Origin of the sequence: Burkholderia sp. E168m22 (assembly GCF_001319805.1) — a bacterium.
Classification (GTDB): domain Bacteria; phylum Pseudomonadota; class Gammaproteobacteria; order Burkholderiales; family Burkholderiaceae; genus Burkholderia; species Burkholderia orbicola.
Map to the genome: position 1 here is coordinate 150,652 of NZ_BBSK01000107.1, position 23,412 is coordinate 174,063.

General features: G+C 64.4%; 23 protein-coding genes. 12 read left to right on the forward strand and 11 right to left on the reverse strand.

Annotated elements, in window-relative coordinates:
- The first annotated feature begins 32 nt into the window (after positions 1-32).
- Entirely contained in the window at positions 33-1,004 is a 972-nt protein-coding gene (locus AP428_RS24645) for a LysR substrate-binding domain-containing protein (RefSeq protein WP_006495747.1), read from the forward strand.
- Between the two features lie 4 nt (positions 1,005-1,008).
- Here AP428_RS24645 and AP428_RS24650 read toward each other — a convergent pair whose 3' ends face one another.
- Complete coding sequence (locus tag AP428_RS24650) at positions 1,009-1,686, reverse strand: hypothetical protein (RefSeq protein WP_011694538.1); 678 nt, start codon at positions 1,684-1,686, stop codon at positions 1,009-1,011.
- 111 nt (positions 1,687-1,797) lie between these two features.
- Positions 1,798-2,445, reverse strand: coding sequence for a GntR family transcriptional regulator (locus AP428_RS24655; protein ID WP_011694537.1), 648 nt, complete (start codon positions 2,443-2,445; stop codon positions 1,798-1,800).
- Between the two features lie 210 nt (positions 2,446-2,655).
- Here AP428_RS24655 and AP428_RS24660 point away from each other — a divergent pair, with 210 nt between their 5' ends.
- The 9 genes from AP428_RS24660 to AP428_RS24700 all read left to right on the forward strand — a co-directional run bounded on the left by AP428_RS24660 (position 2,656) and on the right by AP428_RS24700 (position 10,813).
- Positions 2,656-3,777 carry a branched-chain amino acid ABC transporter substrate-binding protein gene (locus tag AP428_RS24660; RefSeq protein ID WP_227745930.1) on the forward strand — a complete coding sequence of 374 codons (1,122 nt, stop codon included), beginning with the start codon at positions 2,656-2,658 and terminating at the stop codon, positions 3,775-3,777.
- Positions 3,778-3,877: 100 nt separating this feature from the next.
- Entirely contained in the window at positions 3,878-4,159 is a 282-nt protein-coding gene (locus AP428_RS24665; RefSeq protein WP_011694535.1) for a hypothetical protein, read from the forward strand.
- Between the two features lie 155 nt (positions 4,160-4,314).
- On the forward strand, positions 4,315-5,274 hold the full coding sequence (locus AP428_RS24670) for a chlorinating enzyme (protein ID WP_041489632.1): 960 nt from the start codon (positions 4,315-4,317) through the stop codon (positions 5,272-5,274).
- A gap of 22 nt (positions 5,275-5,296) precedes the next feature.
- A complete protein-coding gene (locus tag AP428_RS24675) occupies positions 5,297-5,554 on the forward strand; it encodes a phosphopantetheine-binding protein (protein WP_011694533.1) in 258 nt (85 codons plus the stop codon).
- The gene (locus AP428_RS24680) at positions 5,551-6,315 is read left to right on the forward strand and encodes a thioesterase II family protein (protein ID WP_231691704.1); all 765 of its coding nucleotides are present in this window, start codon (positions 5,551-5,553) and stop codon (positions 6,313-6,315) included. The genes AP428_RS24675 and AP428_RS24680 overlap by 4 nt, the downstream gene beginning before the upstream one ends.
- A gap of 4 nt (positions 6,316-6,319) precedes the next feature.
- Entirely contained in the window at positions 6,320-7,885 is a 1,566-nt protein-coding gene (locus AP428_RS24685; RefSeq protein WP_011694531.1) for an amino acid adenylation domain-containing protein, read from the forward strand.
- Between the two features lie 5 nt (positions 7,886-7,890).
- Positions 7,891-8,364, forward strand: a complete 474-nt coding sequence (locus AP428_RS24690) for a YbaK/EbsC family protein (RefSeq protein ID WP_011694530.1) — start codon at positions 7,891-7,893, stop codon at positions 8,362-8,364.
- A gap of 11 nt (positions 8,365-8,375) precedes the next feature.
- Positions 8,376-9,518, forward strand: a complete 1,143-nt coding sequence (locus AP428_RS24695; RefSeq protein WP_011694529.1) for an acyl-CoA dehydrogenase family protein — start codon at positions 8,376-8,378, stop codon at positions 9,516-9,518.
- Between the two features lie 74 nt (positions 9,519-9,592).
- A complete protein-coding gene (locus tag AP428_RS24700) occupies positions 9,593-10,813 on the forward strand; it encodes a cation:proton antiporter (RefSeq protein WP_011694528.1) in 1,221 nt (406 codons plus the stop codon).
- 198 nt (positions 10,814-11,011) lie between these two features.
- Here AP428_RS24700 and AP428_RS24705 read toward each other — a convergent pair whose 3' ends face one another.
- Entirely contained in the window at positions 11,012-11,704 is a 693-nt protein-coding gene (locus AP428_RS24705; RefSeq protein ID WP_011694527.1) for a glutathione S-transferase, read from the reverse strand.
- Positions 11,705-11,851: 147 nt separating this feature from the next.
- On the opposite strand from AP428_RS24705, the gene AP428_RS24710 reads away from it, so the two are divergent.
- The gene (locus AP428_RS24710) at positions 11,852-12,427 is read left to right on the forward strand and encodes a TetR/AcrR family transcriptional regulator (protein ID WP_011694526.1); all 576 of its coding nucleotides are present in this window, start codon (positions 11,852-11,854) and stop codon (positions 12,425-12,427) included.
- Between the two features lie 102 nt (positions 12,428-12,529).
- On the opposite strand, the gene AP428_RS24715 is transcribed toward AP428_RS24710, so the two are convergent.
- The 5 genes from AP428_RS24715 to AP428_RS24735 all read right to left on the reverse strand — a co-directional run bounded on the left by AP428_RS24715 (position 12,530) and on the right by AP428_RS24735 (position 18,634).
- Positions 12,530-13,036 (reverse strand): GNAT family N-acetyltransferase, encoded by a 507-nt coding sequence (locus AP428_RS24715; protein WP_011694525.1) that lies wholly within the window; start codon positions 13,034-13,036, stop codon positions 12,530-12,532.
- Between the two features lie 96 nt (positions 13,037-13,132).
- On the reverse strand, positions 13,133-15,268 hold the full coding sequence (locus AP428_RS24720) for an SMI1/KNR4 family protein (protein ID WP_227745916.1): 2,136 nt from the start codon (positions 15,266-15,268) through the stop codon (positions 13,133-13,135).
- Positions 15,234-16,331 (reverse strand): NucA/NucB deoxyribonuclease domain-containing protein, encoded by a 1,098-nt coding sequence (locus tag AP428_RS24725; protein WP_227745915.1) that lies wholly within the window; start codon positions 16,329-16,331, stop codon positions 15,234-15,236. Before AP428_RS24725 ends, AP428_RS24720 begins: the two co-directional genes overlap by 35 nt.
- Before the next feature lie 509 nt (positions 16,332-16,840).
- Complete coding sequence (locus AP428_RS24730; protein ID WP_041489661.1) at positions 16,841-17,410, reverse strand: YdeI family protein; 570 nt, start codon at positions 17,408-17,410, stop codon at positions 16,841-16,843.
- A 96-nt stretch (positions 17,411-17,506) separates the two neighbouring features.
- On the reverse strand, positions 17,507-18,634 hold the full coding sequence (locus AP428_RS24735) for an aminotransferase class V-fold PLP-dependent enzyme (RefSeq protein ID WP_011694521.1): 1,128 nt from the start codon (positions 18,632-18,634) through the stop codon (positions 17,507-17,509).
- A 276-nt stretch (positions 18,635-18,910) separates the two neighbouring features.
- Here AP428_RS24735 and AP428_RS24740 point away from each other — a divergent pair, with 276 nt between their 5' ends.
- The gene (locus AP428_RS24740; protein WP_050809578.1) at positions 18,911-20,092 is read left to right on the forward strand and encodes a serine hydrolase; all 1,182 of its coding nucleotides are present in this window, start codon (positions 18,911-18,913) and stop codon (positions 20,090-20,092) included.
- 94 nt (positions 20,093-20,186) lie between these two features.
- Here AP428_RS24740 and AP428_RS24745 read toward each other — a convergent pair whose 3' ends face one another.
- The 3 genes from AP428_RS24745 to AP428_RS24755 all read right to left on the reverse strand — a co-directional run bounded on the left by AP428_RS24745 (position 20,187) and on the right by AP428_RS24755 (position 23,272).
- Positions 20,187-21,359, reverse strand: a complete 1,173-nt coding sequence (locus AP428_RS24745) for an FAD-binding oxidoreductase (RefSeq protein ID WP_011694519.1) — start codon at positions 21,357-21,359, stop codon at positions 20,187-20,189.
- Positions 21,360-21,510: 151 nt separating this feature from the next.
- A complete protein-coding gene (locus tag AP428_RS24750; protein WP_011694518.1) occupies positions 21,511-22,662 on the reverse strand; it encodes a branched-chain amino acid ABC transporter substrate-binding protein in 1,152 nt (383 codons plus the stop codon).
- A gap of 418 nt (positions 22,663-23,080) precedes the next feature.
- Positions 23,081-23,272 carry a CsbD family protein gene (locus AP428_RS24755; RefSeq protein ID WP_011694517.1) on the reverse strand — a complete coding sequence of 64 codons (192 nt, stop codon included), beginning with the start codon at positions 23,270-23,272 and terminating at the stop codon, positions 23,081-23,083.
- Between the last annotated feature and the right edge of the window lie 140 nt (positions 23,273-23,412).

The window sequence follows — 23,412 nt, forward strand, 5'->3', positions numbered from 1 at the left end:
TCACTTTTTCATGATGAATGCATGACCAGTCAATGAATTTTGATGCAAACGACGTGGTCAGGCGGCTCGGCGCGCGTCTGAAGATCCGGCATCTGGTGCTGTTGCTGCAGATCCAGCAGCACGGCTCGCTGACGCGGGTCGCCGAGCACATGGCGAGCAGCCAGCCGGCCGTGACGAACGCGCTGTCCGAACTGGAGAGCATGTTCGGCACGCCGCTGTTCGAGCGCTCGTCGCGCGGCATGCGGCCCACGGCGCTCGGCGCGGTCGTGCTCGAGCGCGCGAAGGCGATGATCAAGGATCTCGACCACCTCGCCCGCGAGATGGAGGCCGTTGCCGCCGGGCATGCGGCCCATCTGCACATCGGCGTGATTCCGTTCATCTCCGGCCAGATGCTGTCGGCCGCGCTGAAGCGGCTGCAGGCGCGCATGGAGCGGCGCCTGACCGTGACGATTCACGAAGGCACCAGCGATCAGCTGCTGCTGCAACTCAAGGATCACAGTGTCGATATTGTGATCGGGCGCGCGTCGTCGGCGATCGATCTCGGGCAGGTTTCGTTCGAAGTGCTGTATCAGCAGCAGCCGCGCATGATCGCGAGCCGGCGGCTGGCGGCGAAGCTCGCCCGCACGCCGCTCGACTGGCACAAGCTGCACGCGCTCGACTGGATTCTCGGCGCGCCGCATACGCCGATGCGCGAACAGGTGACCGACCTGTTCCTGTCGGCCGGCATCGCGCCGCCCGTGCCGATCGTCGAAAGCTACTCGTCGAAGCTGATCGGCGAAATGATCGCGTCGAGCGACGAAGCCGTCTCGATCGTGCCGGCCGATATCGCGGAGGAACTGGTGCGGATCGCCGGCGTGGCGATCGTGCCGTATTCGCTGGTGTGGACGCTGCCGCCCATTGCGCTGTTCACGCGCTCCGCCGATTCGCGGTCGCCCGCGCGGGATTTGCTCGTCGACGCGCTACGCGCGGTGTGCAAGGAGACTTACGGGGACGCGCAGCGATAACGCGCTACCGGGCGGCGGCGAGGCGGCGCAGGATTTCCGCACGCTCGGCGCTCAGCACGTGGTCCGCGCCCTCGCCCCTGTCGTAGCGCTGGCTCGTCCGGTAGGAAAAGCGCTTCGCGTATTGATTGGCGGCGGGATCGAACGCCCATGCGTCGACGTCGAAGAAGTGCTTGCCGAAATGATCCTCGCCCTTGCCCCACACATAGTCGGCCCGGACGAACAGCGGATACGGCGACACCGCCGGCAAGTTCCACATCGCGCGATCGGCCATCTCCGTTTCGGTGACGATCGGCATCAGGTTCTCGATCTTGCCGTTCGCGCCGACACGCAGGACGGCCACGCGCTCCAGCATGCCGCTGCCGCCGCCTGAAAACGTTCCGGCTAAAAACACCCACGAGCCGCCGGATGCAATCGGCAATCGTTCGGACCGCGGATTCAGACCGAACTGATACAGCTCCTTGGCGGAACCGGGGACAAGCGTCGGCGGCATCTCGAAGCACGGCGCATGGTCGGGAAGCACGCAGAGCTTCACGCCGGACAGCGGGAGCCCGTCGGCATCGAGCTTGCCTTGGGCCTGGGTGAAGCGCGGGAATGCGGTTTCGCTGGGGGCGGCTTGAACACACGCGATACCGACGACCGCCATGCCCGAGATCACCGCGAGCGTCTTACCGATCCAGCGCATACCGCACCCTCTCTCATTTTTTACAGCGGCATATTGTCAGTGATCTCGCCGGCTGCCGCCAACCGGCATCGCCGGCATCGGTTCAGTCGGCGAGGCCCATGCGGCGAAAGCCTACGCCTCCGCGATGGGCACGTTGCGCAACGCCGTGACCAGCTTGCGCCCGGCGTCCTCGATGTGCCGCACGAGGCCCTGGCAGGCCGTCTCCAGGTCGCGGGCACGCAGCGCGTCGAGGATGGCCATGTGCTCGGTGCGGCTGTCGCGGCTGTGGCTCATCACGTCGTACTGGAACCGCAAGTACCTTTCCGCCTGCAAATGCAGCCCGTCGAGCGTGACCAGCAGGCGCCGGCGGTTGCCCTTCTCGTAAAGCGTGCGGTGGAACAGCCAGTTCGCCTGGCTCTGTTTCGCGGGATCGTTGCCGAGGTGTTCGACCTTGTCGATCAGGTCCTCCGCTTCGCCCAGCACGCTCTTGGTCAGGAACGGAAACGCCATTTCGAGCGCGAGCGGCTCCAGGCGCGAACGCATCATCCACAAGTCCTCGGCCTCGGTGGCATGCAGCGGCGCCACCGTCAGGCCGCGCTTGCCTTCCTGCCGGGCGAGCCCGTCGGCTTCCAGGCGCACCAGCGCCTCCCGGATCGGGATCCGGCTCACACCATATCTGACCGAGAGGTTCTCCTGGATCAGCGGCGTTCCAGGCGGCAATTCTCCCCGCAGGATGTCCTCGCGAATCGCTTCCGCGACCAGCGTGTTTGGGGGTCGCAATGCATACCTCCGGCTTGATTTTTTTGACTTGCCAATTGTATCTTGGCACCGATATGCTACCAATGTATCCAAAATACATAATATGGATACATAAGACGATTTGCGGTGTTGCACGCCGTCGTCCTGCACCATGACGGGAAGTTCTCAACCACACTCGCAGGAGAGCCGCACTTGAAACGAGCAAATTTATCCAGCGCATTCAAGCTTTCGCTGAACGCCACGCTTTCGGTGTTGGCGCTTGCCGCCGCGACGGCAGCGAGTGCAGACCCGATAGTCGTGAAGATCGGCAGCGTCGAGCCGTTGACCGGCGGGATCGCGCATCTTGGTAAAGACAACGAAAACGGCGCGCGCCTCGCGGTGGAGGAAATCAACGCGAAAGGCCTGACGATCGGCGGGCATTCCGTCACGTTGCAGCTCGACGCACAGGATGACGCAGCCGATCCGCGCACGGCCACGCAAGTGGCCCAGAAGCTCGTCGACGACAAGGTGGTGGCCGTGGTCGGTCACCTGAACTCGGGTACGTCGATCCCGGCCTCGAAGATCTACAGCGAAGCCGGCATCACGCAGATCTCCCCGTCCTCGACCAATCCGGTCTACACGCAGCAGGGCTTCAAGACCACCTTCCGGGTCGTGGCCACCGACGCGCAGCAAGGCCCGGCGCTGGCGAACTATGCGAAGAAGCTGGGCAACATCCATCGTGTGGCGATCGTCGACGATTCGACCGCCTACGGCCAGGGCCTGGCAAACGAATTCGAGAAGCGCGCGAAGGAGCTGGGCATCACCGTGCTGTCGCACGATGCCACCAGCGACAAGGCCATCGACTTCCGCTCGGTACTCACCAAGATCAAGGGCGAGACGCCTGACGCGATCATGTACGGCGGCTCGGATTCGACCGGCGGCCCGTTCGCCAAGCAAGCCAAGCAGCTCGGCCTGCGCGCACGCGTCTTCACGGGCGATGGCGTCTGCACGGAATCGTTGGCCAATCTCGCCGGCGATGCGACCGAGAACGTGGTGTGCTCGCAGGCCGGCGCGGCGATCCAGACGATGCCGGGCGGCGAGGCGTTCCAGGCGAAATACAAGAAGCGCTTCGGACAGGTAGTCGAATACGACGCGCCGTTCGCCTATGACGCCGTGTACATCATCGTCGATGCGATGAAGCGGGCGAAATCCACCGACCCCGCCAAGATCCTCGCGCAGATGCCGCCGACCGACTATCACGGCGTGGTCGGTGAAACCCAGTTCGATTCGCATGGCGATCTCGCGCATGGCGTGATCTCGCTGTACGTCTACAAGGCGGGCAAGAAGACGTTCCTCGACCAGGTGAAGATGTAAGCGGGCCGTTGCCCGGGATCGCGGAATCGAGAAATCGTGCAGGGCGGATTTGTTCAGGCAAAACCCCGGAGCTTTTTGAAGGAGAGCCGTTGTGTCCGTAATGACGTATTTCGAATTCCGCGATCAGCTCAAACGCGCGCGGCTGACCGTACGGGAATTCGCGAGCCTGGTGAAGATGAATGAAAATTCAATCACCAATTATTCACAAAAAGGTGTGGTGCCGTCCCACCTCGCGGTAATCGCGCTCTTGATGGGCGAAATGGCCGACCATCAAATCGAATTTCGCGATATTATCGATCAAATGGAAATCGAGCAGAAGAAACCGCGCGGCGCGCCGATCAAGTTCGGCATGAGCCACGCCAAGCCGGCCCTGCAGGGCTGAGCAGCTGTATCGCCTGCGGCTTGCGACATGCATGCCGCAGCGCGAATCAAACTCCCGGATTAAAAACAAAAACGTAACAACAATAAAAGATATTCGCTTTTTGATGTCGCAGTCGAGCAATGCAGTTCTATCTTTCGAGGGCCGTAAAAATAACCATGAACAATACTATCGAGGTACGTAGTACCAGGTTTGCTTTGAGCCAGCAAGAATTGGCAGATTTTCATCGCAACGGCTATATCGGGCCGTTCGATCTTTATCCCAGCGACCAGATGGAAGCCAACCTTCAGGCGCTGCGCCCCAAGCTGCTGAACACCAAAAAGGCCATCTACAGCCAGGAAAAATCGATTTCAGGCGTCACCAATCTGGCCAATTACGATCGCCATCTCGATGTCGACTTCCTGGCCTCGCACATCACGCGCCCGGAAATCACCGACCGGGTCGCGAGCATCCTCGGCCCGGACGTACTGTGCTGGCGCTCGGAGTTCTTCCCGAAGTATCCGGGCGACGAGGGCACGGACTGGCATCAGGCCGACAACTTCTCCAACGTGGCCGGCTCCAAGCACCCGCAGATCGTGTGGCCGGAGGATGCGCAGTTCGGCGGAACCATCACGGTCTGGTCGGCGTTTACCGACGCCACCATCGAGAACGGCTGCCTGCAGTTCATTCCCGGCACGCATCGCACCATGAACTACGACGAATCGAAGGTCATGGAATATCGCGAGGACGCCATCAACAACCGGGAAAAACAGGGCGTGCGCCGCGGCTTCTTCGGCTACGACTACCGGCAGCTGCAGAAGGACCCGAACTGGAGCCCGGACGAGAGCCAGGCCAAGTCGATGGTCATGCGCCAGGGCCAGTTCATCATCTTCTGGTCGACGCTCATGCACGCGTCGCATCCGCACAGCGGGCTGACCGACAAGATGCGGCTGGGCTTCGCCGCGCGCTATCTGCCCAACTCGGTGCGCGTCTATCCGTATTCCAACACGCTGGAAGAATTCGGCGGCAGCGCCAGTCTCGACAAGTTCGGCTGCGTGCAGGTCGCGGGCCAGGACGCCTTCGGTCACAACCGTTTCGTCACCGAGAACGTCAACGGCTTCCGTTTCCAGGCCAACTAACCCGGCAGGAGCACTAAACACCATGAGCAATCGCAACGATATCACCGACATCGAGGCGTGGCTGGTCGAGGCCTGCGGTGCATTGGGCCTGCGGGTCGAGAACGCCGACAGCGACTTCTTCGCGGCGGGCGGCACCTCCATCACCGCGGTCAAGCTGCTTTCGCGCGTGGAGGAGCGCTTCGGCGAGGATGCGCTGACCCCGGAGGCGCTGTTCGAGCAGAGCCGCCTGTCCGACATCGCGAGCCACATCGCGCAACACAGCGAAACGCGCACCTCGTGACGCAGGTGCAAGCCGGCGCGGCCCAGGCACGGTGGTGCCTGGTTCCGCGCCCCGTGGCCGCTCCCCGGCTGCGGTTGATCTGTTTCGCCTATGCGGGCGGCAGCGCCGACCTGTTCCGCAACTGGGTCGAGTACCTCGCCCCGGATGTCGAGCTGGTGGCGGTGCGCCTGCCCGGCCGCGGCATGCGCCTGCGCGAGCCGCTGTACGGCGAATGGCCCGCGCTCGTCGAGGATTGCGCGAGCGCGCTCGCGCCGTATCTCGGCGAGCCGCACGCGCTGTTCGGGCACAGCTTCGGCGGCCGTCTCGCCTACGAGATCGCGCAGCGGATGCGCCCGGTGCTGCCGCCGGGCACCTGCCGGGGGCTGTTCATCGGCGGTTGCCGCAGCCCCGACAGTCCGCAGGCGCGGCCTTACCTGCACGAACTGCCGGAGCCGGCGTTCCGCGCCGCGTTGCGCACCATGGGCGGCACGCCGACCGAGGTGCTCGAAGATGAACGGCTGATGAACCTGATGCTGCCGATCATGCGCGCCGACATGCGGCTCGCGGAGCTGTGGGGCAACTGGCACCGCACGCCGCTCGACGTACCGCTGCATGTCTACTACGGCCACGCCGATCCGATCGACAGCGAGGCCAGCGTGGCCGGCTGGCGCGGCTTCACTACATCCGGATGCGAGCTGGTCGGGTTCGACGGCGCGCATTTCTTTCTCGATAGCCATCGCGAACCGCTGCTTGCGCACATGGCCACTCGTTTGAGGAGCTAGTTCGATGAAATCGCTTCGCTGCGATGAAGCCGCATGGTCGCTTCACGAGCGGATCAACCAGACGTCCGTGCCGTACCCTGACGATGCGAGCATCGGCGAGTTGTTCGACCGCGTTGTGGCGCGCCGGCCGGACGCGGCAGCCGTGATCACGGCGAGCCGCACCTGCACCTATCGTGAGCTGGACGACTGCGCCAATGCGCTGGCCTGGCGCCTGATCGACGAGGGCGTGCGCCCCGGCGACGTGGTCGCGCTGGTTCTGCCGCGCGGCGTGGATCTGGTGGCCGCCTTGCTGGCGATCGTCAAGGCCGGCGCGGCCTACCTGCCGCTCGACGCGGCCTGGCCCGCCCAGCGCATCGCGCACCTGCTCGAGCAGACCGGCTGCCGCCATGCGTTGTACGGCGCGGCCGGCCCGGCGCCCGCGGCGCTCGGCGCGTGCCGCGCGCTGCCGGTGTCGGTCGACGCGCTCCGCGAGGAAGGCCGACGCGAAGCGCCCCACGGGCGTGCGACGGCGGCCTCGATCGCCTACATCAACTTCACGTCGGGCTCCACCGGCCAGCCCAAGGGTGTGCCGATCGAGCATCGAAGCGTCGCGCGGCTGGTCTTCGGCGCGCGTTATGCGCGGCTCGACACGGAAAGCCGCGTGCTGCAGATGGCGCCGGTCACGTTCGATGCCGCGACCTTCGAGATCTGGGGACCGCTGCTCAATGGCGGCGCGTGCGTCGTCTACGAAGACGGCTTCGTGCGCGCGTCGCGCCTGCGCGACCTGATCGAGCGCCACCGGATCAACCTGCTGTTCCTGACCACCGCGCTGTTCAACGCGCTCGTCGACGAAGCGCCGGCGACGCTCGCGAGCGTCGAGACGGTGCTGACCGGCGGCGAGGCCCACTCGCTGCGCCACATGAACGAGGCACTGCGCCGCTACGGCGCGGACCGGATCGTCAGCGTCTACGGTCCGACCGAATGCACGACCTTCACGACCTGGTATCCGGTGCGCGAGATCGGCCCCGACGAAACCATGCTGCCGATCGGCCTGCCGATCCAGAACACGCGCCTCTATGTCGTCGACCAGGGTGCGCTGTGCCGCGCCGGCGAGCCCGGCGAGATCTGCGTCGCGGGGCCGGGCCTGACACCCGGCTACCTCGGCATGCCGGAGATCACCCGCGAGCGCTTCGTCGAATACGAGATCGCGGGGCGACGCGAGCGGCTCTATCACACCGGCGATATCGGCTACCTGCGCGAGGACGGCGTGCTGGTGTTCAAGGGGCGCCTGGACGACCAGGTCAAGATCAACGGCTTCCGGATCGAATTCGGCGAGATCGCGTTCCATCTGCAGAACCGGCCCGAAGTGCGGCGCAGCTATGTGACCGTGCATGACAACGGCATCGAGAAGCGGCTGGTGGCGTTCGTCGTGCCCAAGAGCGAAGCCAGCGGGGTCGAGCAGATTCGGGCTGCGCTGGCCGAAGTCCTGCCCGCGTACATGGTGCCGGCACAAATCCATCTTTGCGACGAACTGCCGATCTCGGCCAACGGCAAGATCGATCATCGACATCTGAAACAGACACTGGAGTGACAAGCATGAGCCTGAGCAAACGCGCCCAATATTTCCAGGATCTGCTGGCGGATCGCGGCCTGCAGATGGAAGTCCTCGAACTGCCCGCCTCCACGCGCACCGCCGACGACGCCGCGCGCACGCTCGGCTGCCAGAAGGCGCAGATCGTCAAGTCGCTGGTATTTCGCTCGCTGGCCGGCAACCGGCCGGTGGTGGTGCTCGCCAGCGGGCCGAACCGCGTGAACGAGGCGGCGATTTCCGAATTGATCGGCGCGCAGATCGTCAAGGGCGATGCCGACTTCGTCAAGGAAACCACCGGCTTCGCGATTGGCGGCGTGCCGCCGTTCGGCCACCGGGAGGAAGTTGCGCTGCTGGTGGACGAGGACCTGCTCCAGTTCGACGAACTGTGGGCGGCGGCCGGTACGCCGAGCGCGGTGTTCAAGATCACCGGCCGCTTCACCGACGTGCTGCCCGCGCATCGCGTGGTCTCGGTGAAGTAACGAGGCTACCCATGTCCAGTCCCTATCCGGACGAGTCGTATCGCGGCCTCGCGGCCGAGCTGCGCGAGCGCCTGCAGGCCTGCCTGCTGCCCGAAGCCGAGGGCGCCGAGGCGCGCGGCCATCTTCCGCGCGCCATCTGGCCGGCGCTGGCCGCCGAGGGCTGGCTGGACCTGCCGCTGGCGGGCGAAGGCTTCGTGCGCAGCGCGGTGTTCCTGGAGGAGCTGGGACGCCTCGGATATGCGGGCGTGCGCGCCGCGATCGGCGTGCATGCGTTCATGGCGGCGTCCTACCTCGCCTGGTTCGGCAACGACGCACAGCGCGAGCGCTATCTGGCGAGGATGCGCGACGGCACGGCCGTGGCGGCGCTCGCCATCACCGAGGATCAGGCCGGCAGCGACCTGAGCGACCTGCAATGCAGCGCCGCGGCGAGCGGCGACGGCTGGCGCGTGAACGGCACGAAACGTTTCGTCTCGAACGGCTCGCAGGCCACGCTAATCGTCGCGCTGGTCCGCAGCAACGCGCAGCGCCACGCACTGGGCGGTTGCAGCCTGCTGGTCGTTGATGCCGAGGCGCCCGGCGTCACGCGCACGCCGCTGAACCTGCTGGGCTGGCGCAGCGCCGACGTCTGCGACATCCGCTTCGAGGACGTCGCGGTGCCGCGCGAGAACACGCTCGGCAAGCCCGACAAGGCGTTCACCTGCCTGATGCGATGCCTCGACTTCGAGCGCATGGTGGCAGGCATGCTCGCGCTCGGCGGCGCGGGATGCAGCATCCGGCTGATGAATCGCTTCGTGCGCCAGCGCGTGGTGCGCGGCGCCCCGCTGAGCGCGAACCAGACGATCCGTCACGAACTGGTCGAATTGATCGCCGAATTGCGGCTGCTGCGTCATTTCGCTTATCAGTTGGTGCAGCAATACGTGGGCGGCAGGCTCGGCAGCGGCGACGCGTCGATCCTGAAGCTGCGCAGCACCGAGCTGGCGAAGCGAGCGGCGCATCTGTGCGCGCAATTTCACGGCGCGCGCGGCTACCTGTCGGAATCCGATGTCGCGCGGCTCTATCGCGACGCGACCGCCGGCACGATCGCCGCCGGCGCCAGCGAACTGGTGCGCGAAATCATCTTCGACAGCGTCGATTCGGAAGCGCTGCTCGACTGAACCCACTGCCGCGCGCCCCGCGGGGCCGCACGGTCGCGAAACGATTTTTTCCCTTCTTGCTCAAGGAACACGTGATGTGGCTGATACAAGTGGCGCTCGTCGTTCTGGTCTGTAACGGCTGCGGTGCGATCGCGGAGCGGCTCGGGCAATGCAAGGTGATCGGCGAGATCGCCGGCGGCATCCTGCTCGGCCCGCTCGCGCTCGGCGTCGTCACGCCGTCGCTCTATCACGAGCTGTTCACGCCCGACAACACCTCGGCGATCAGTCGCATCGGCGAGATCGGCCTCGCGTTGCTGATGTTCGAGATCGGTCTCGACGTGCGCCTGCCGGCGCAACGCGCGCTGCTCGGCCCGGTGCTGATCGCCGTGCCGGGCATGCTGCTGCCGTTCGGCGGGGGGCTGATGGTGGGCTGGCTCGCCCACGACGTCCTGGCGCCGCAGCAGCCGTTCTGGCCGTTCGTGTTGTTCTGCGGCGTGGCGCTGTCGGTATCGGCCGTGCCGGTGATGGCGCGCATCGTGACCGACCTGAATCTCACGCGGCATGCCGGCGCCGCGTCGGCGCTGTCGGCGGCGATGGTCGGCGACCTGCTCGGCTGGGGCGCGCTCTCGCTGCTCGTCTGCCTGTCGCACAACGCCGCCGGATGGCGCACCCTCGGCGTGAACGTCGTGCTGCTCGTCGCCTACGTGGCGCTGCTCGTGATCGCGGCCAAGGGTGTGCTGCTGCGCGTGGTCGGGCGCTCGCTTGCGCAGGGCTGGTCGCGCGACACGGTGGCGATCCTGGTCGCCTCGGTGCTGGTGTCGGGATGGATCACCTCGCAGCTCGGCTTCCATAGCGCGTTCGGCGCGCTGCTGATCGGCATGCTGCTGCGCGACGTACCGAGCGTGCGCGAGCAGTTCGACCGCCTGCTGGGCGGCTTCCTGCATACCATCCTGATGCCGATCTTCTTCGCCTGCGCGGGCCTGAACCTGCAGTTCTTCGACGTCACCGCCCATGCGCAATGGCTCTGGCTGCTGGCCTTCATCGTGGTCGGCTTCGCGGGGAAATACCTGGGCGTGTTCGCCGGCGCGCGACTGACGGGGCACACGAGCGGCGACGCGACGGTGATCGCCACGCTGATGAACGCGCGCGGCCTGATGGAACTGGTCTTCCTGTCGATCGGGCTGCAACTGCGCATCCTGCCGCAGAACGTCTACACGATGCTGGTGATCTTCGCGCTGTTCACCACCGCGGTCACCGCGCCGCTGTTGCGCCACCATCTGCGCCCGGTGGCGGGCGGCGCGACGGAATCGGTGTAGGGCGAGGCGGCGGCCGAGGCTCAGTGCAGACCACGGTGCCCGCCACTCTGGCCGACTCAACGGAATAGGATTTCATGCCGTATGACAGCGATTACTTCATACAACGAAGCATCGCCTGCCACGCCCGCGCCGTTCAATGTGCGCCGTGCAGGGGCTGCGTGAACCCCCTGCCCGTTATCGGCCGGCGGCCGCGCCAGATCAAGTCAGGTTGGCAAACACCGGCTGGTTCCTGACGCTCTCGCGCTGGCGCATTCTCGCGTACCAGGCTCGAAGCGCCTCGCACTCCTCGGGCACCGCCAGCTTCACGAGCATCGCAAAGATCAGACCGCCGATAACGGTGATGTCGGCCATCGAGAACGCCTCGCCCGCGACATACGGCCGGCTTTGCAGAACGGCATCGAAGTAGCGCATGCCCCTCAGTGCCTTGTCGCGTTGGCGGAACCCCCACTCCGGGTTTTGATACGTCTCGACGTCGGGGCCCAGCCCCGGCGTGCCGTGATGGAAATAGACGCTGATGGCATCGAGCAGCTCCAGCTCGGCGCGCTTGCTCATCATGTGGATGATGCCCTTCTCGCGGGGCGTGCTGCCGGTGAGCGTGGGCGCGCCATCGAGCGCGTCGAGGTATTCGGTAATGGCCGTGCACTCGGCGATACAGGTGCCATCATCGAGCTCCAGCACCGGCAACGTACCCGAATAATTCTTGCCGGCGATGAACTCGGGCTTTTTGTGCTCGCCCTGGTAAAGATCGACCATCACGAACTCGACGCGCGATTGCAGCCCTTTTTCGGCCAGCGCGATACGCACGCGGGTCGGATAGGGCCCAGTCGGGAAATCGTGGATCTTCATCGGGGGCAGTCGGGCTGCATCGAAATCGACGTTGCTGGAAGTCATTGCGGGAGCGCTCCGTAGTCGGTTGCACGGGGTGGGACGACGTGAAAGACACGTCGCCCATGAATCTACCTAACGTTTGTTAGGTTAACCATATAAGGTACAATCCGGGGTGTCAACACCCTTTTCCCGTGCGCGGAGACTGAAGCAGTGGCGAACGACGCGAGCTCGAACTCGAGAGAAAGAATCTTGGCGGCCGCCACGAGGCTCGCGCAGACGCACGGCTACGGCGGGTTGAACTATCGGGATCTCGCCAGCGAGGTGGGGATCAAGGCCGCGAGCATCTACCACCACTTCGAAAGCAAGGCCGATCTTGGCGCAGCGGTAGCGAGGCGTTATTGGGAGGATTCAGCGGCGGCGCTGGACGACATGCTGGCCAACTCGCGCGATCCGCTGGATTGCCTGCGTCGCTATCCGGATACCTTCCGCAAGGCGCTCGAGACCGGCAACCGCCTGTGCCTTTGCAGCTTCATGGCCGCCGAAACCGACGATCTGCCGGAAGTCGTGATGAAAGAAGTCCTGGCCTTCGCCGACGTGAATGTCGCGTGGCTGAGCAAGGCTCTGTCCGCGGCGGCCGTGGTCGGCGCCCGGGAGAGCAAACAGCGGGCGCGGGCCATCTTCGCGGCCATCGCCGGCGCGCAGCTCATCGCGCGGAGTCGCGCCGATCTCTCGCTCTATGACGCGCTGATCGACAATTATCGTAAAGCGGGGCTGTTGCCTGCGTAGCAGGGCAACGGTGACGCGGCGTCGAGTGACGTCGAACGTTCGCGAACGCGCGATGGTCAATCGTGCGGCCCACTTGCAGCGTTTGCAGACGGACCGCCGCGATCACCGGCTGGCCGAACTGACAGGTTTTTCGTACAGGGACCAGACAATACCGTCCGTTTTCAATCCGACGCGGACAAAGCCCAGCGACTCGTAGTAAGCGCAGAGCTTCGTGTTTTCAGCGCCGCAGTCGAGTCGAAGCAAACGCCGGTTCAAGCGGCTCACCTCATGAGCGCACCAGTCGAGCATGAAGCCGCCGAGTCCGAGCCCGTTGAAACCTTGCCGCACGCAAAGCCCATGCACGTAACCGGCGATCGGCGCTTGCGGCCCCCAGTGCCTGTCCTCGTCGAAGTCGAGCGAGAACGTGCCGACCAGCGCGCCATCCTGTTCGACGACGTACACGGCTTTCTCGGCGACATGGTTTCGCACCCACCGCTCGGAAAAGCCGTCGCCATCCCTGCCCCACACGTAGTCGCCGTGCGCGACTTTTCTGGCATGTGCATCGTTCCGGATCTGTGTCAGCACCGGGACATCGTCTGCCGTCGCTCTGCGGACGTTCTTTGAAACCATCGCTCGTTTCTCCGTTGAGTCTGAGCCGCCATCTCGCCGCATCGCGTCACGCGTCGATTATCGACGAGATGGCACGACCACACGCTCCACGGGTACTCAACTTGATTGTCGCGCCGACGCGATACCGGCAAGCCACTCCGGAAAACTCCTCGCGATACGCTCGCGCCGCGCATCATCATGCCAGACCCGAATCACTTGTCCGGCGACGCCGCCCTCAGCGGGATCGAGGTCGACACACAAGTGATTACCGCTGCCGTCATGCGTAAACGGAATCCATTTCAGGTTGTACCAGTCATCGGCGATGCCCGCATCCGGTTCCGATGTCATGTCACCGAAATCGCCAGCGTCCACGAGACCTTTCCAGATGCGCCATTGCGCGAGGATCTCGCGGGCACTCAGCAGCGCATCGCTTCCAGAAAACGCCTCGCCCAACGCCGCCTGTCCATCGTGAATCCGCAGACTGTCGACGAGTGCGTCAGGCAGCGTCGCACCCAGCGCGACCTGTAAGGCAGCGATGTCGTCGTCGGACGCGGGTCCGTTGAGTCCGCCAGGCAGGCGTGACGCATCGGCGGCGAATGCTGCGTCGAGCCATTGCCACGTGTCGCGAAGGTCGATGGGGCGTGCGTCATCGATATCGACGGTTGTCGTACGGGTTTCAACCGCTGGCGGCGATTGTGAGGCTCCCTCGGCGGATGTCGCCGCCGTCTGGCGCGGCGGCTCGCTGGAAAGGTCGCGATCGAGACGCAGGAACAGCACGGAGGAACCTGCAGCCATTGGATATTCCGCAGCCGGGATCGCGGCGAGCACATCGGCATGCACGACACCGCTGATCAACCCGTCGCCTTCGGGCGGAAGCAGGCGGACGACCACGTGTCCGTCGGCCCCACGATGCAGGTTACCCCATCGCATCGCGTTCAGTTGGGCATCGCGCTCGACGCTGTGGTCGATGATGCCGGTTTCCCAATGCGGCCCGGGCGTTGCGGCGTGCTCGAGCAAATCGAGCACACGCGGCATGATCGCGTGCATCAGCATCGCCACTGCGCTCGTGTGGCCCGGCAGGTTGATCAGCGTGGCCTGATCGTAGCTCGTCAGGACCGTCATCCCGCTTTGCGTACCATCGGGCCGCGTGAACGGGAGTGTGGTCTTCTTCGGTGGCGAGCGATCGTCACTGCGTCCGAAGTTGAAACGATCAGCCGGTGTTTGTCTGATCTCGACGGTCGCCTCGTCGCGCGAATACACTCGTTGCGCATTCAGTCCGATGTCCCGGAAGGGCGGCGTGGCAGGCAATCCGGCTCCGACGATCAGGTCGTAACGTTGCGCGAACTCGGCGAGCTTCTTCTGGAATGCGTACTCGTTCTGTTGCACTTCGAGCGGCGGCAGTGTCATGTCCGGCGGCTCGATGTACTCGATCGACGACACCCTGTATCCCCAGCGCTGCAGTACCGCACGGATATACGGTCCGCTCGTATCGGGCCGCTGCCATTGCTCGCGAGCGATGCCGGGAGCGCGCTGCTCATACCCGACGATCACTACGCCAATGCGCGGCCGTTTCGTCACCTCGATATCGCGGACGCCTGCCGCTGTCAGCGCGATCTGCAATTCGGCCGTTATCCGGCTGCCCTTGGGCAGGAGCAGGCTGCCTTGTCGATATTCGCTGCCGGAAGCGATGACGTGTTGCCCGGCGGATAACGGCGCGTGCAGCAGCAGGAAAGACCGAGCGTCGCGATGCGTCACTTCAAGACCGCCTTTCGGGACGACGGTGTCGGCGTTTTCCGGCAGCGGGAAATACGGAGGGACATCGACCGCACACTGCGCGTGGATTGCGCGAGCCGCCGGACTGCCCGCCGACGAAGCCAGTGCGCGCCGACTGAACTCGAAATCGAGCTCGACCGGTGCACCATGCGTCGCATGTACGGTATCGGATGCGCGCAATGCATAGCCTTCGACCGCAGCGAGCGGAACGGGCGGGACATTCTCCGGTGCGAAAACATCGGCCGCCGTCACGCGCGTCAGCGCATCCTCGATCGGCACTGTCTCGGATTGCATCGCGCCCGGCACGACGCGGCGACAGCGTTCATAGGGCTGGTTAAGCCAGAAAGGGAAGTTCTCGTGATCGCTCATATGGTGAATGTTTTCGTGCCGCGGTCCGAAGATACCCGCGAACCGCGGCAACGGCACGCGTTTCCTTCCCTGCGGCTCAACGTTTTGCCGCAGGCTGCTGAGAGCCGACATCGACGTAGAATTTCTCTTGGTCGAGCACGCGCTGGTTCAAATAGAAATTGCCGAGAAAAGCGCCCGCGCGTCGATTATCGCTGGCATCGATACGTTTGACCGATACTTCCGGGTCACTTGATGCACCCTGCTCGGTCGACGCAAACGGATACTCGTCGCAATCGCAATCGGTCGGCGTTTCGTCCGGATCGCCGGTGAACGTGCACTGGCCGTTAACCGAGCCGTATTTCGCGACGCATTGCTTCTTGGATGCATCCCGATTGTCCCGCCGAAGCGTTGCGTCGCGCGTGCGTGTCAGCGGCCTGGACTCCCAGGTATCAGGAAAAATCGTGCCGTCACCCTTCGGCACGAACTTGCCGGGGCGGCCGGCCGCCTGCGCCTCGCGAATATGGATTGCCGATTCGTCGACGTCGGGATTCGTGGCGACGATGGTACGGAGAACCGCCGGTGCGTCCTCGTAGACGCATCCTTGCGAGTTGCTCTTGACGAGCGCGACGTCGCATCGAATGTCGGGAATATAACCCACGCCTGCGTACGGACTCACGCTTGCACCGTTATCGAACGAGTCTCCCGACTTCGCGACCCGATACTCGAGAGTCGGACTGAACCTGAGCGGGTTACTGGATCCCATGTTCGGCGTGACCATCACCGATATTTCGTTGGACAGCCCGCCGAGGGCAAGCGGTACGCCGGCATTGGGTGCAACCGTGCAATCCGAACCGCATTCGACGATAGGCTTGATCATCAGGCCGCCCGGATTGCCGGAAATGATGCGTGTGCGAAATCGGAACTTCAATGGCCATGCGAGCTGATTCGATGGATTGTCGGAATACGCGTAGGCGTCGATAGCCACTCGCCCGATTTCATTGTTTTGATCGTCCTTCGCGACATATTCGAGCGGAACCGTTTTCTGGCAATAACTGCTTCGGCTCAATAGCGAGTCCCTGGTTGGTTCGGTCCGGACTGTCGTGCAGATGGGAGAGACGTCCGTGGCACTTCCCGCATGGGCAGGCATCGCCGTTGTAAGCACAATCGCGCCGGCAAACAGCATTCGATGAATCACATCCCCTCCTGATTATTCCATTAATCGAAATGACAGATTTAGCTGCAAATCAATTTAAATTAACATTTAAATGAAATGTAACTGTCAATTTCGTCAGGTAGATGCAAGTCGACGACCAACCATACCTTGAGCGCTTTATTTTTATAAACAAAGTCATTCATAAAATCGCACAACGTGAACTGACCACACCGTGCCAATGAAGCCAATTCCGTCACATCAGAATCCCAACTGCATAGCGCATCTGACGCAAGGATCGACGCCCCTCCTGGAGACCTCGTTCAAACAAGTCTTCGGCCCTTCCGTCTCCGGATTGAATTTCTTATTCGTACACTGCAATCCCAAGCGGCGCGCGCAAGGCCCATATTCCATGGCCGAATCCACACACACGACACAACTGATCTCGGCGCGCCGAAAAATTGAACGCTTCCGTCACTGGGTGCGGTAGCTGTCCGCGTTCAGCTGTTCCCGGTCCCGCGCGGTTCTTCTGGCATGCCGCCGGCAGCACAGCCCTACGGATGAAACGTCTCGCCCCGCTTCAGCATGTCGATGAACTCCGCGATTTTGCGTGCCCGTGTTTCAGGCTTCCTGGCGTTCTGTATCCGGAACAGGATCGCATAGCGATTACGGCTGTTCAGCGTCGCAAAAAACTTCGCGGCTTTGGGATTGGCGTCCAGAGCCGCCTGCAAGTCGTCCGGCACGATCGCATTGCTGGCCGACGTATAGGCAGCCTCCCAACGGCCGTCTTGTTTGGCCTTCTCGATTTCACGCAGGCCGGCCCGGCGCATCCTGCCGGCGACGATCAGCGCTTCGGCCTTGTCCTTGTTGATTTTGGACCAGATGCTCTTCGCCGAGCGCGGGGTAAAGCGTTGTAACCAGTATTGCTCGCTCTCGGCCTTCTTCTGGCCATCGATCCAGCCGTGGCAGAGGGCGCTTTCCACCGCCGCTTCATAGCTGACGGTTCGCTGCCCCGCGCCTTTTTTCGCGAGCCGCAGCCATGCTCCGGTCGACGTGCCGCCGTTCTGCCCCAACCAGCTTTCCCATTCAGCCTGACTGGCAAACGTTAGAGCGCCTTCGGTCATGTCACGATCCAGAATGGTTGCGTTTTCAACGACTAAAAAGCCGCCGCTCAACGGTTGAGCGGCGGCCACCCAAACACTCCACTCCGCAAAACCGCGTCAAACAATCCGGTTCAACGCATCGGCAAACCGCTTCACCGCGCCATCGACATCATGCAGCTTGTCGAGACCGAACAACCCGAGCCGGAACGTCTTGAAGTCCTCCCGCTCGTCGCATTGCAACGGCACGCCCGCCGCGATCTGCAAACCGACATCGGCGAATTTCTTCCCGGTGCGAATCCCGTCATCGTCCGTGTAGCTCACCACGACACCCGGCGCCTCGAACCCTTTCGCGGCCACGCTCCTGAACCCCTTCTCCGTCAGCAGCGCACGAATGCGCTCGCCGAGTTCGAGCTGTTCCGCCTTCACCTTGTCGAAGCCGTATGCGTCGGTTTCCTTCATCACGTCGCGCAGCGTCGTGAGGCTGTCCGTGGGCATCGTCGCGTGATACGCGAACCCGCCGCCCTCGTACGCTTCCATGATCTGCAGCCACTTGCGCAGATCGCACGCGAAGCTGGTGCTGGTCGTCGCATCGATACGCTCGCGTGCGAGCGGGCTCAACATGACCATCGCGCAACACGGCGACGCGCTCCAGCCCTTTTGCGGCGCACTGATCAGGATATCGACGCCGCTCGCCTGCATGTCGACCCACACGGTGCCGGACGCGATGCAATCCAGCACGAACATGCCGCCGACCGCATGCACGGCATCGGCCACCGCGCGCAGGTACGCATCGGGCAGCATGATCCCGGACGCGGTTTCGACGTGCGGCGCGAACACGAGATCGGGTTTGTTTTCCTTGATCGCGGCGACCACTTCATCGATCGGCGCCGGCGCATAGGCCGCTTGCCTGCCCGCTTCCACCGGGCGCGCCTTCAGCACCGTCGTCTCGGACGGAATGCTGCCCATGTCGAAGATCTGCGACCAGCGAAAGCTGAACCAGCCGTTGCGGATCACGAGGCACTTCTCGTTCGTCGCGAACTGTCGCGCCACGGCTTCCATGCCGAACGTCCCGCTGCCCGGGACGATCGCGACCGATTTCGCGTTGTAGACTTTTTTCAGCGTGGCGGAGATGTCGCGCATGACACCCTGGAAGCGCTGCGACATATGGTTGACCGAGCGATCGGTGTACACCACCGAATATTCGAGGAGCCCCTCGCGGTCAACATCGGGAAGTAAACCTGGCATGCTCGCCTCCGGTGAAAGATGAACGATGGAATCAGGACAAGCAGCGTCTTCGATTCGATACTGCTCTGCACCATGCAAATGCGTCATTTCCTCGACGAAAGCAGATTCTAACGAACGCCGCCGGACGATTGGCGCCTATTTTGTCGGCCGCCGGGGTCGGTGTTCGCCCATGCCGGCCCATGCCGCGCCCATCGCCCTGTTCGGAGTAAGGGTTAACGACGCGTGCGGCAACCGCCTCATAACATGTCGACCAGGCCCTTCACGACGGAAACTTCGATGACCTCCTCTCCCGCATCGTCACAGCAGTCGTCCACCGATCCGGCGCTCGCCGAGCGCATCGACACGGTCCTGTCCCGCCAGCTCGACACGCAGCGGCTGGTCGGCGCGGTCGTCCTCGTCGCCCGCGACGGCGAGCTCGTCTATCGCCGCGCGGCCGGGTTCGCGGATCGCGAATCGCGTACGCCGATGCGCGAGGACACGCTGTTCCGGCTCGCATCGGTGACGAAGCCGATCGTGTCGGCGGCCGCGATGGCGCTCGTCGCGCAACGCAAGCTGTCGCTCGACGAAGACATCGCGCGCTGGCTGCCCGACTTCCGTCCGGCGCTGCCCGACGGCCGCGTGCCGACGATCACGGTGCGCCAGTTGCTCGTGCATACCGCCGGCCTCGACTATCGTTTCAACGAAACCGACGCGAACGGCCCCTATGCGCGTGCGGGTGTCTCCGACGGGCTGGATGGCGCATCGATCACGCTCGCCGAAAACCTGCGCCGGATCGCGAGCGTGCGGCTGCTGTTCGCGCCCGGCACGAGCTGGAATTATTCGCTGTCGATCGACGTCATCGGTGCGCTGATCGAGGCCGTCTGCGGCGTGCCGCTCGCCGATGCGATCGATGCGCTCGTGCTGCGCCCGCTCGGTGCGCGCGACACTGGGTTCGTCGCACGCGATCCGGCGCGGCTCGCCACGCCGTACGTGAACGACACGCCGCAGCCGCACCGGCTCGCCGAGAACGAGACGGTGCCCATCGACGAAGGCTTCGTCGGCGTCACGTACTCGCCGTCGCGCGCGCTGAATGCACACGCGTTCCCGTCGGGCGGCGCCGGGATGGTCGGCACCGCGGGCGACGTGCTGACGGTGCTGGACACGCTGCGCGCGGGCGGCGGCACGATCCTGCCGACTGAGCTGGTCGACGAGATGGGCCGCGTACAGACCGGCGATTTGGAATTGCCGGACCTGCCCGGCGCGGGCTTCGGGATCGGCTTCTCGGTGTTGCGCGACCCGCAGGCGGCCGCGTCGCCGGAATCCGTCGGCACGTGGCGCTGGGGCGGCGTCTACGGTCATTCGTGGTTCGTCGACCGCGCACGCGGGCTCACCGTCGTGTCGCTGACGAACACGCTCTACGAAGGGATGAACGGGCAGTACACGCTCGATCTGCGCGATGCCGTCTATGGCGTCGGCTGATGCACGCCACGAAAAAAGGCCCGACACAGTCGGGCCAACGGGTTTGAGACACTAGGAGAATTCCGCCCACCCCATACCGGGCGGTCACGCCGCGCTACACGACGTTCTTTTCGACGATCGGCCGGTTTTCGAGCACGCGCGCCCAGCCGAGCGACGACAGGTCGAGCGTGTCGTAACGCCCGCCCAGAATGAGTTCGCTGACGCCCCGCCCCGTCGCCGGCCCTTGCTGCAGCCCGTGGCCGCTGTAGCCGTTCGCGAACACGACGTTGTCGAGTTCGGGGTGGTAGCCGATGATCGCGTTGTGATCGAACACGTTGTACTCGTAGTAACCGGACCAGCAATTCTCGACGCGCAGCGCCTCGAATTCCGGCACGCGGTGCGCGAGCGTCGGCCAGATCACGTCGTCGAACAGGCCGTGGTCGACTTCGTCGAGCGGCAGGTCGTCCGGGTCGCGATCCGGGCTCGGCGACGTGCCGCAGATATACGTGCGCCCTTCCGGCCGGAAATACACGCCGGTCGGATCGATCAGCAGCGGGCAATCGGCGAGCTTCGCCGGCGACGATACGTTGAAGATGCTGCGCCGCCGCGCATACACGGGAATGTCGATGCCCATCATCGACGACAGCGTGCGCGTCCATGCGCCGGCCGCGTTGACGAGCGTGTCGCACGCATAGCGTTCACCGTCGCCCGTCACGACATGCGTGATCCTGCGGCCGTCGCGCACCACGTCCTTCACGTCGGCCGGCACGTAGCGCGCGCCGAGCGCCTGCGCCTTCTTGCGCAGCGCCTGCACGAGCCCGTAGCCGTCGAACCAGCCTTCGCCGCTCACGCCGTACGCGCCCGACACGAGATCGTCGACGTTCAGCCACGGAAACTTCGCGCGCAGCGCGTCGCCGTCCATCAGCCGGATATCGGCGCCGAGGCGCGTCTGCAGCGCATGGTTCTCGCGCAGCGTCGCGTCGCCGGCCGGCGTCGCGAGGAACAGGTAACCGCCTTCGTGCAGATCGATCGACGGCCGGTTGCCGTCCACTTCGAGCCGCTCGCCGATCGTGCGCAGGAACTCGATGCCGAACAGCGACATCTCGATCGACAGCGGCGTGGAGAACTGCTGGCGAATCGACGCGGCCGACAGCGCCGACGACGATCTGGCATAGGTGGGGTCGCGCTCGATGACGGTCACGGCGACCGTGGGATCGGTGGCGCGCAGGAAATAAGCGATCGAGCTGCCGATCACACCACCGCCGACGATGACGACTTGAGAACTCACGACTGACTCCGGTTGCACGTAAAAGGCTCAGGGCCTGTGGGTGATTCGCGCCGCGACTCGCGCGGCGTGCCGCAGGCAGGCTTCGTGAACGATCGCTTCGGCTATTTCAGCACGTCCGGCATCGCCGCGAAAGCCCGCGCGCGGGTTGCGTTCAGTCCGCCGACTGGGTCGTGACGGGCTGCCACGCGGCGTTCTTCACTTCATACAGCGTCGAGCTCGGGTTCTTCAGGTCGCCCGTGTTCGTGAACGCGATGGTGCCCGTGATGCCGTCGTAGCGCGTGCCCTTCAGCGCGCCGTTGAAATCGGCCGGCTTCGTCGAGTTCGCCTTCTGCATCGCGTTGATCGCGATCCACGTCGCGTCGTACGCGAACGGCGCATACGCGAGCATGTCGACGCCGTACTTCTGCTTGAATTTCGTTTCGAACAGCTTGCCCTTCGCGAGACGCGACAGCGGCTGCCCGTATTCCCACACCGACGCGCCTTCGGCCGCATTGCCGGCCAGCTTGATGAAGTTCGCGTTCATCACGCCGCCGCCCGCGAGGAACTGCGCGCGGATGCCGAGCTGGCGCATGCGCTTCACGAGCATCGCGGCCTGTGCGTCGAGCCCGCCGAAGAACACGAGATCGGCGTTGGTGCTCTTGATCTTCGTGAGCTGCGCGCTGAAGTCGACGGCCTTGTCGTTCGTGAATTCGCGCGTGACGATCGTGCCGCCGTTCGCCTTCACGGCCTTCTCGAATTCGTCGGCTTCGCCCTGGCCGAACGCGGTGCGATCGTCGATGATCGCGATGCGCTTCGCCTTCGTCACGCTCGCGGCGTACGCACCGGCGTTGCCCGCGTTTTGCGTATCGGTCGCGATCACGCGATACACGGTGCCGAGCCCGGCGCGCGTGATGTCGGGATTGGTCGCCGACGGCGTGATCATCGGAATGCCGGCCTTCGCGTAGATCTTCGACGCGGGCAGCGTCGTGCCCGAATTGAAGTGGCCGATCACGACGGCCACCTGTGCGTCGGCGAGTTGCTGCGCGGCCTGCACGCCGGTGCGCGGATCACTCTGGTCGTCCTGCGACGCGATGACGAATTTCACCGGCTTGCCGCCGACCATCGTGCGAGCGGCATTCGCTTCGTCGACCGCCATGCGCACGCCGTTCTCGATGTCTTTCCCGTAAGCGGCGCCGCCGCCCGTCAGCGGGCCGGCCACGCCGACCTTGACGATCGTCTCCTGCGCATGGGCCGCGCCCGTCTGGAACGCGAGAAGCGCGGCGGTCAGTGCGACGCCGGAAAGCGAACGAATGCGGAACGTCATGGCTGTCCTTCTTCTGGGGGTCGGGATGCAACGCGCGATCGGCGCCCGTCGGCAACCTCCTGCGCGCCGGCGATGGCGTGCGCCGCCGAGGCGCCATGCGCCCGACCGGCTGGCCGATCACCGCGGTTCCGTCTCCGAAGAACCTTTCATCGCGAAAGAGGTGAATGGATTGTGGGTAGCCAATACCCGTGCAGCAAACGAAATATCGGAACTATGTTGTGAGATTTGGTCATCAAGTTCCGTGGTCATGGCCGATCCGCGGCCCGTATGACGGTGAGCCGGGATGGAAGTCTGCGGCAGGAGACAGCGGCCGCGCCGCCGGGTCAAGGCCGACCGTGGTCATGCCGGCAACGCATCATCGTTGCGAGGGCGGCCCGGCCGGCCTTCGCAACGCCCCTTGCGGGCGCCGCGTCATCGGTCAGTGCCGATCGGTGCCCGTCTGGTTACGCACCGCATCGGCCGCCTCGCCGGCCTTCTCCTGAAGCTTGCCGGCCTGCTGTTCGGCCACACCTTCCGCTTCGGTCTCGCGGTCGCCCGTCACCTTGCCGAGTGCTTCCTTGACCGAACCCCTGACCTGTTTGAGCTTGCCTTCGATGCGATTCCTGTCCATGGTCATCTCCTGCGATGGTTTGAGGGAGAGCCGGCGATGCGGCGCCCTCCGTCGCACCGCCGAGTGGACAGGATCGCAAGCGGGCGCCGCGCGAGGTAGATGCGGATGCACCAATCCGCATGGTGCATTCGTACCGCCGC

What these genes read in the sequence shown, in the direction of transcription:
- AP428_RS24755 (WP_011694517.1), bottom strand. Translation starts at nt 23,272, where the DNA reads ATGGACAGGAATCGCATCGAAGGCAAGCTCAAACAGGTCAGGGGTTCG.
- AP428_RS24735 (WP_011694521.1), bottom strand. Translation starts at nt 18,634, where the DNA reads ATGCCAGGTTTACTTCCCGATGTTGACCGCGAGGGGCTCCTCGAATAT.
- AP428_RS24685 (WP_011694531.1), top strand. Translation starts at nt 6,320, where the DNA reads ATGAAATCGCTTCGCTGCGATGAAGCCGCATGGTCGCTTCACGAGCGG.
- AP428_RS24650 (WP_011694538.1), bottom strand. Translation starts at nt 1,686, where the DNA reads ATGCGCTGGATCGGTAAGACGCTCGCGGTGATCTCGGGCATGGCGGTC.
- AP428_RS24665 (WP_011694535.1), top strand. Translation starts at nt 3,878, where the DNA reads ATGACGTATTTCGAATTCCGCGATCAGCTCAAACGCGCGCGGCTGACC.
- AP428_RS24645 (WP_006495747.1), top strand. Translation starts at nt 33, where the DNA reads ATGAATTTTGATGCAAACGACGTGGTCAGGCGGCTCGGCGCGCGTCTG.
- AP428_RS24705 (WP_011694527.1), bottom strand. Translation starts at nt 11,704, where the DNA reads ATGACTTCCAGCAACGTCGATTTCGATGCAGCCCGACTGCCCCCGATG.
- AP428_RS24700 (WP_011694528.1), top strand. Translation starts at nt 9,593, where the DNA reads ATGTGGCTGATACAAGTGGCGCTCGTCGTTCTGGTCTGTAACGGCTGC.
- AP428_RS24675 (WP_011694533.1), top strand. Translation starts at nt 5,297, where the DNA reads ATGAGCAATCGCAACGATATCACCGACATCGAGGCGTGGCTGGTCGAG.
- AP428_RS24740 (WP_050809578.1), top strand. Translation starts at nt 18,911, where the DNA reads ATGACCTCCTCTCCCGCATCGTCACAGCAGTCGTCCACCGATCCGGCG.
- AP428_RS24750 (WP_011694518.1), bottom strand. Translation starts at nt 22,662, where the DNA reads ATGACGTTCCGCATTCGTTCGCTTTCCGGCGTCGCACTGACCGCCGCG.
- AP428_RS24695 (WP_011694529.1), top strand. Translation starts at nt 8,376, where the DNA reads ATGTCCAGTCCCTATCCGGACGAGTCGTATCGCGGCCTCGCGGCCGAG.
- AP428_RS24720 (WP_227745916.1), bottom strand. Translation starts at nt 15,268, where the DNA reads ATGTCGGCTCTCAGCAGCCTGCGGCAAAACGTTGAGCCGCAGGGAAGG.
- AP428_RS24690 (WP_011694530.1), top strand. Translation starts at nt 7,891, where the DNA reads ATGAGCCTGAGCAAACGCGCCCAATATTTCCAGGATCTGCTGGCGGAT.
- AP428_RS24715 (WP_011694525.1), bottom strand. Translation starts at nt 13,036, where the DNA reads ATGGTTTCAAAGAACGTCCGCAGAGCGACGGCAGACGATGTCCCGGTG.
- AP428_RS24670 (WP_041489632.1), top strand. Translation starts at nt 4,315, where the DNA reads ATGAACAATACTATCGAGGTACGTAGTACCAGGTTTGCTTTGAGCCAG.
- AP428_RS24730 (WP_041489661.1), bottom strand. Translation starts at nt 17,410, where the DNA reads ATGACCGAAGGCGCTCTAACGTTTGCCAGTCAGGCTGAATGGGAAAGC.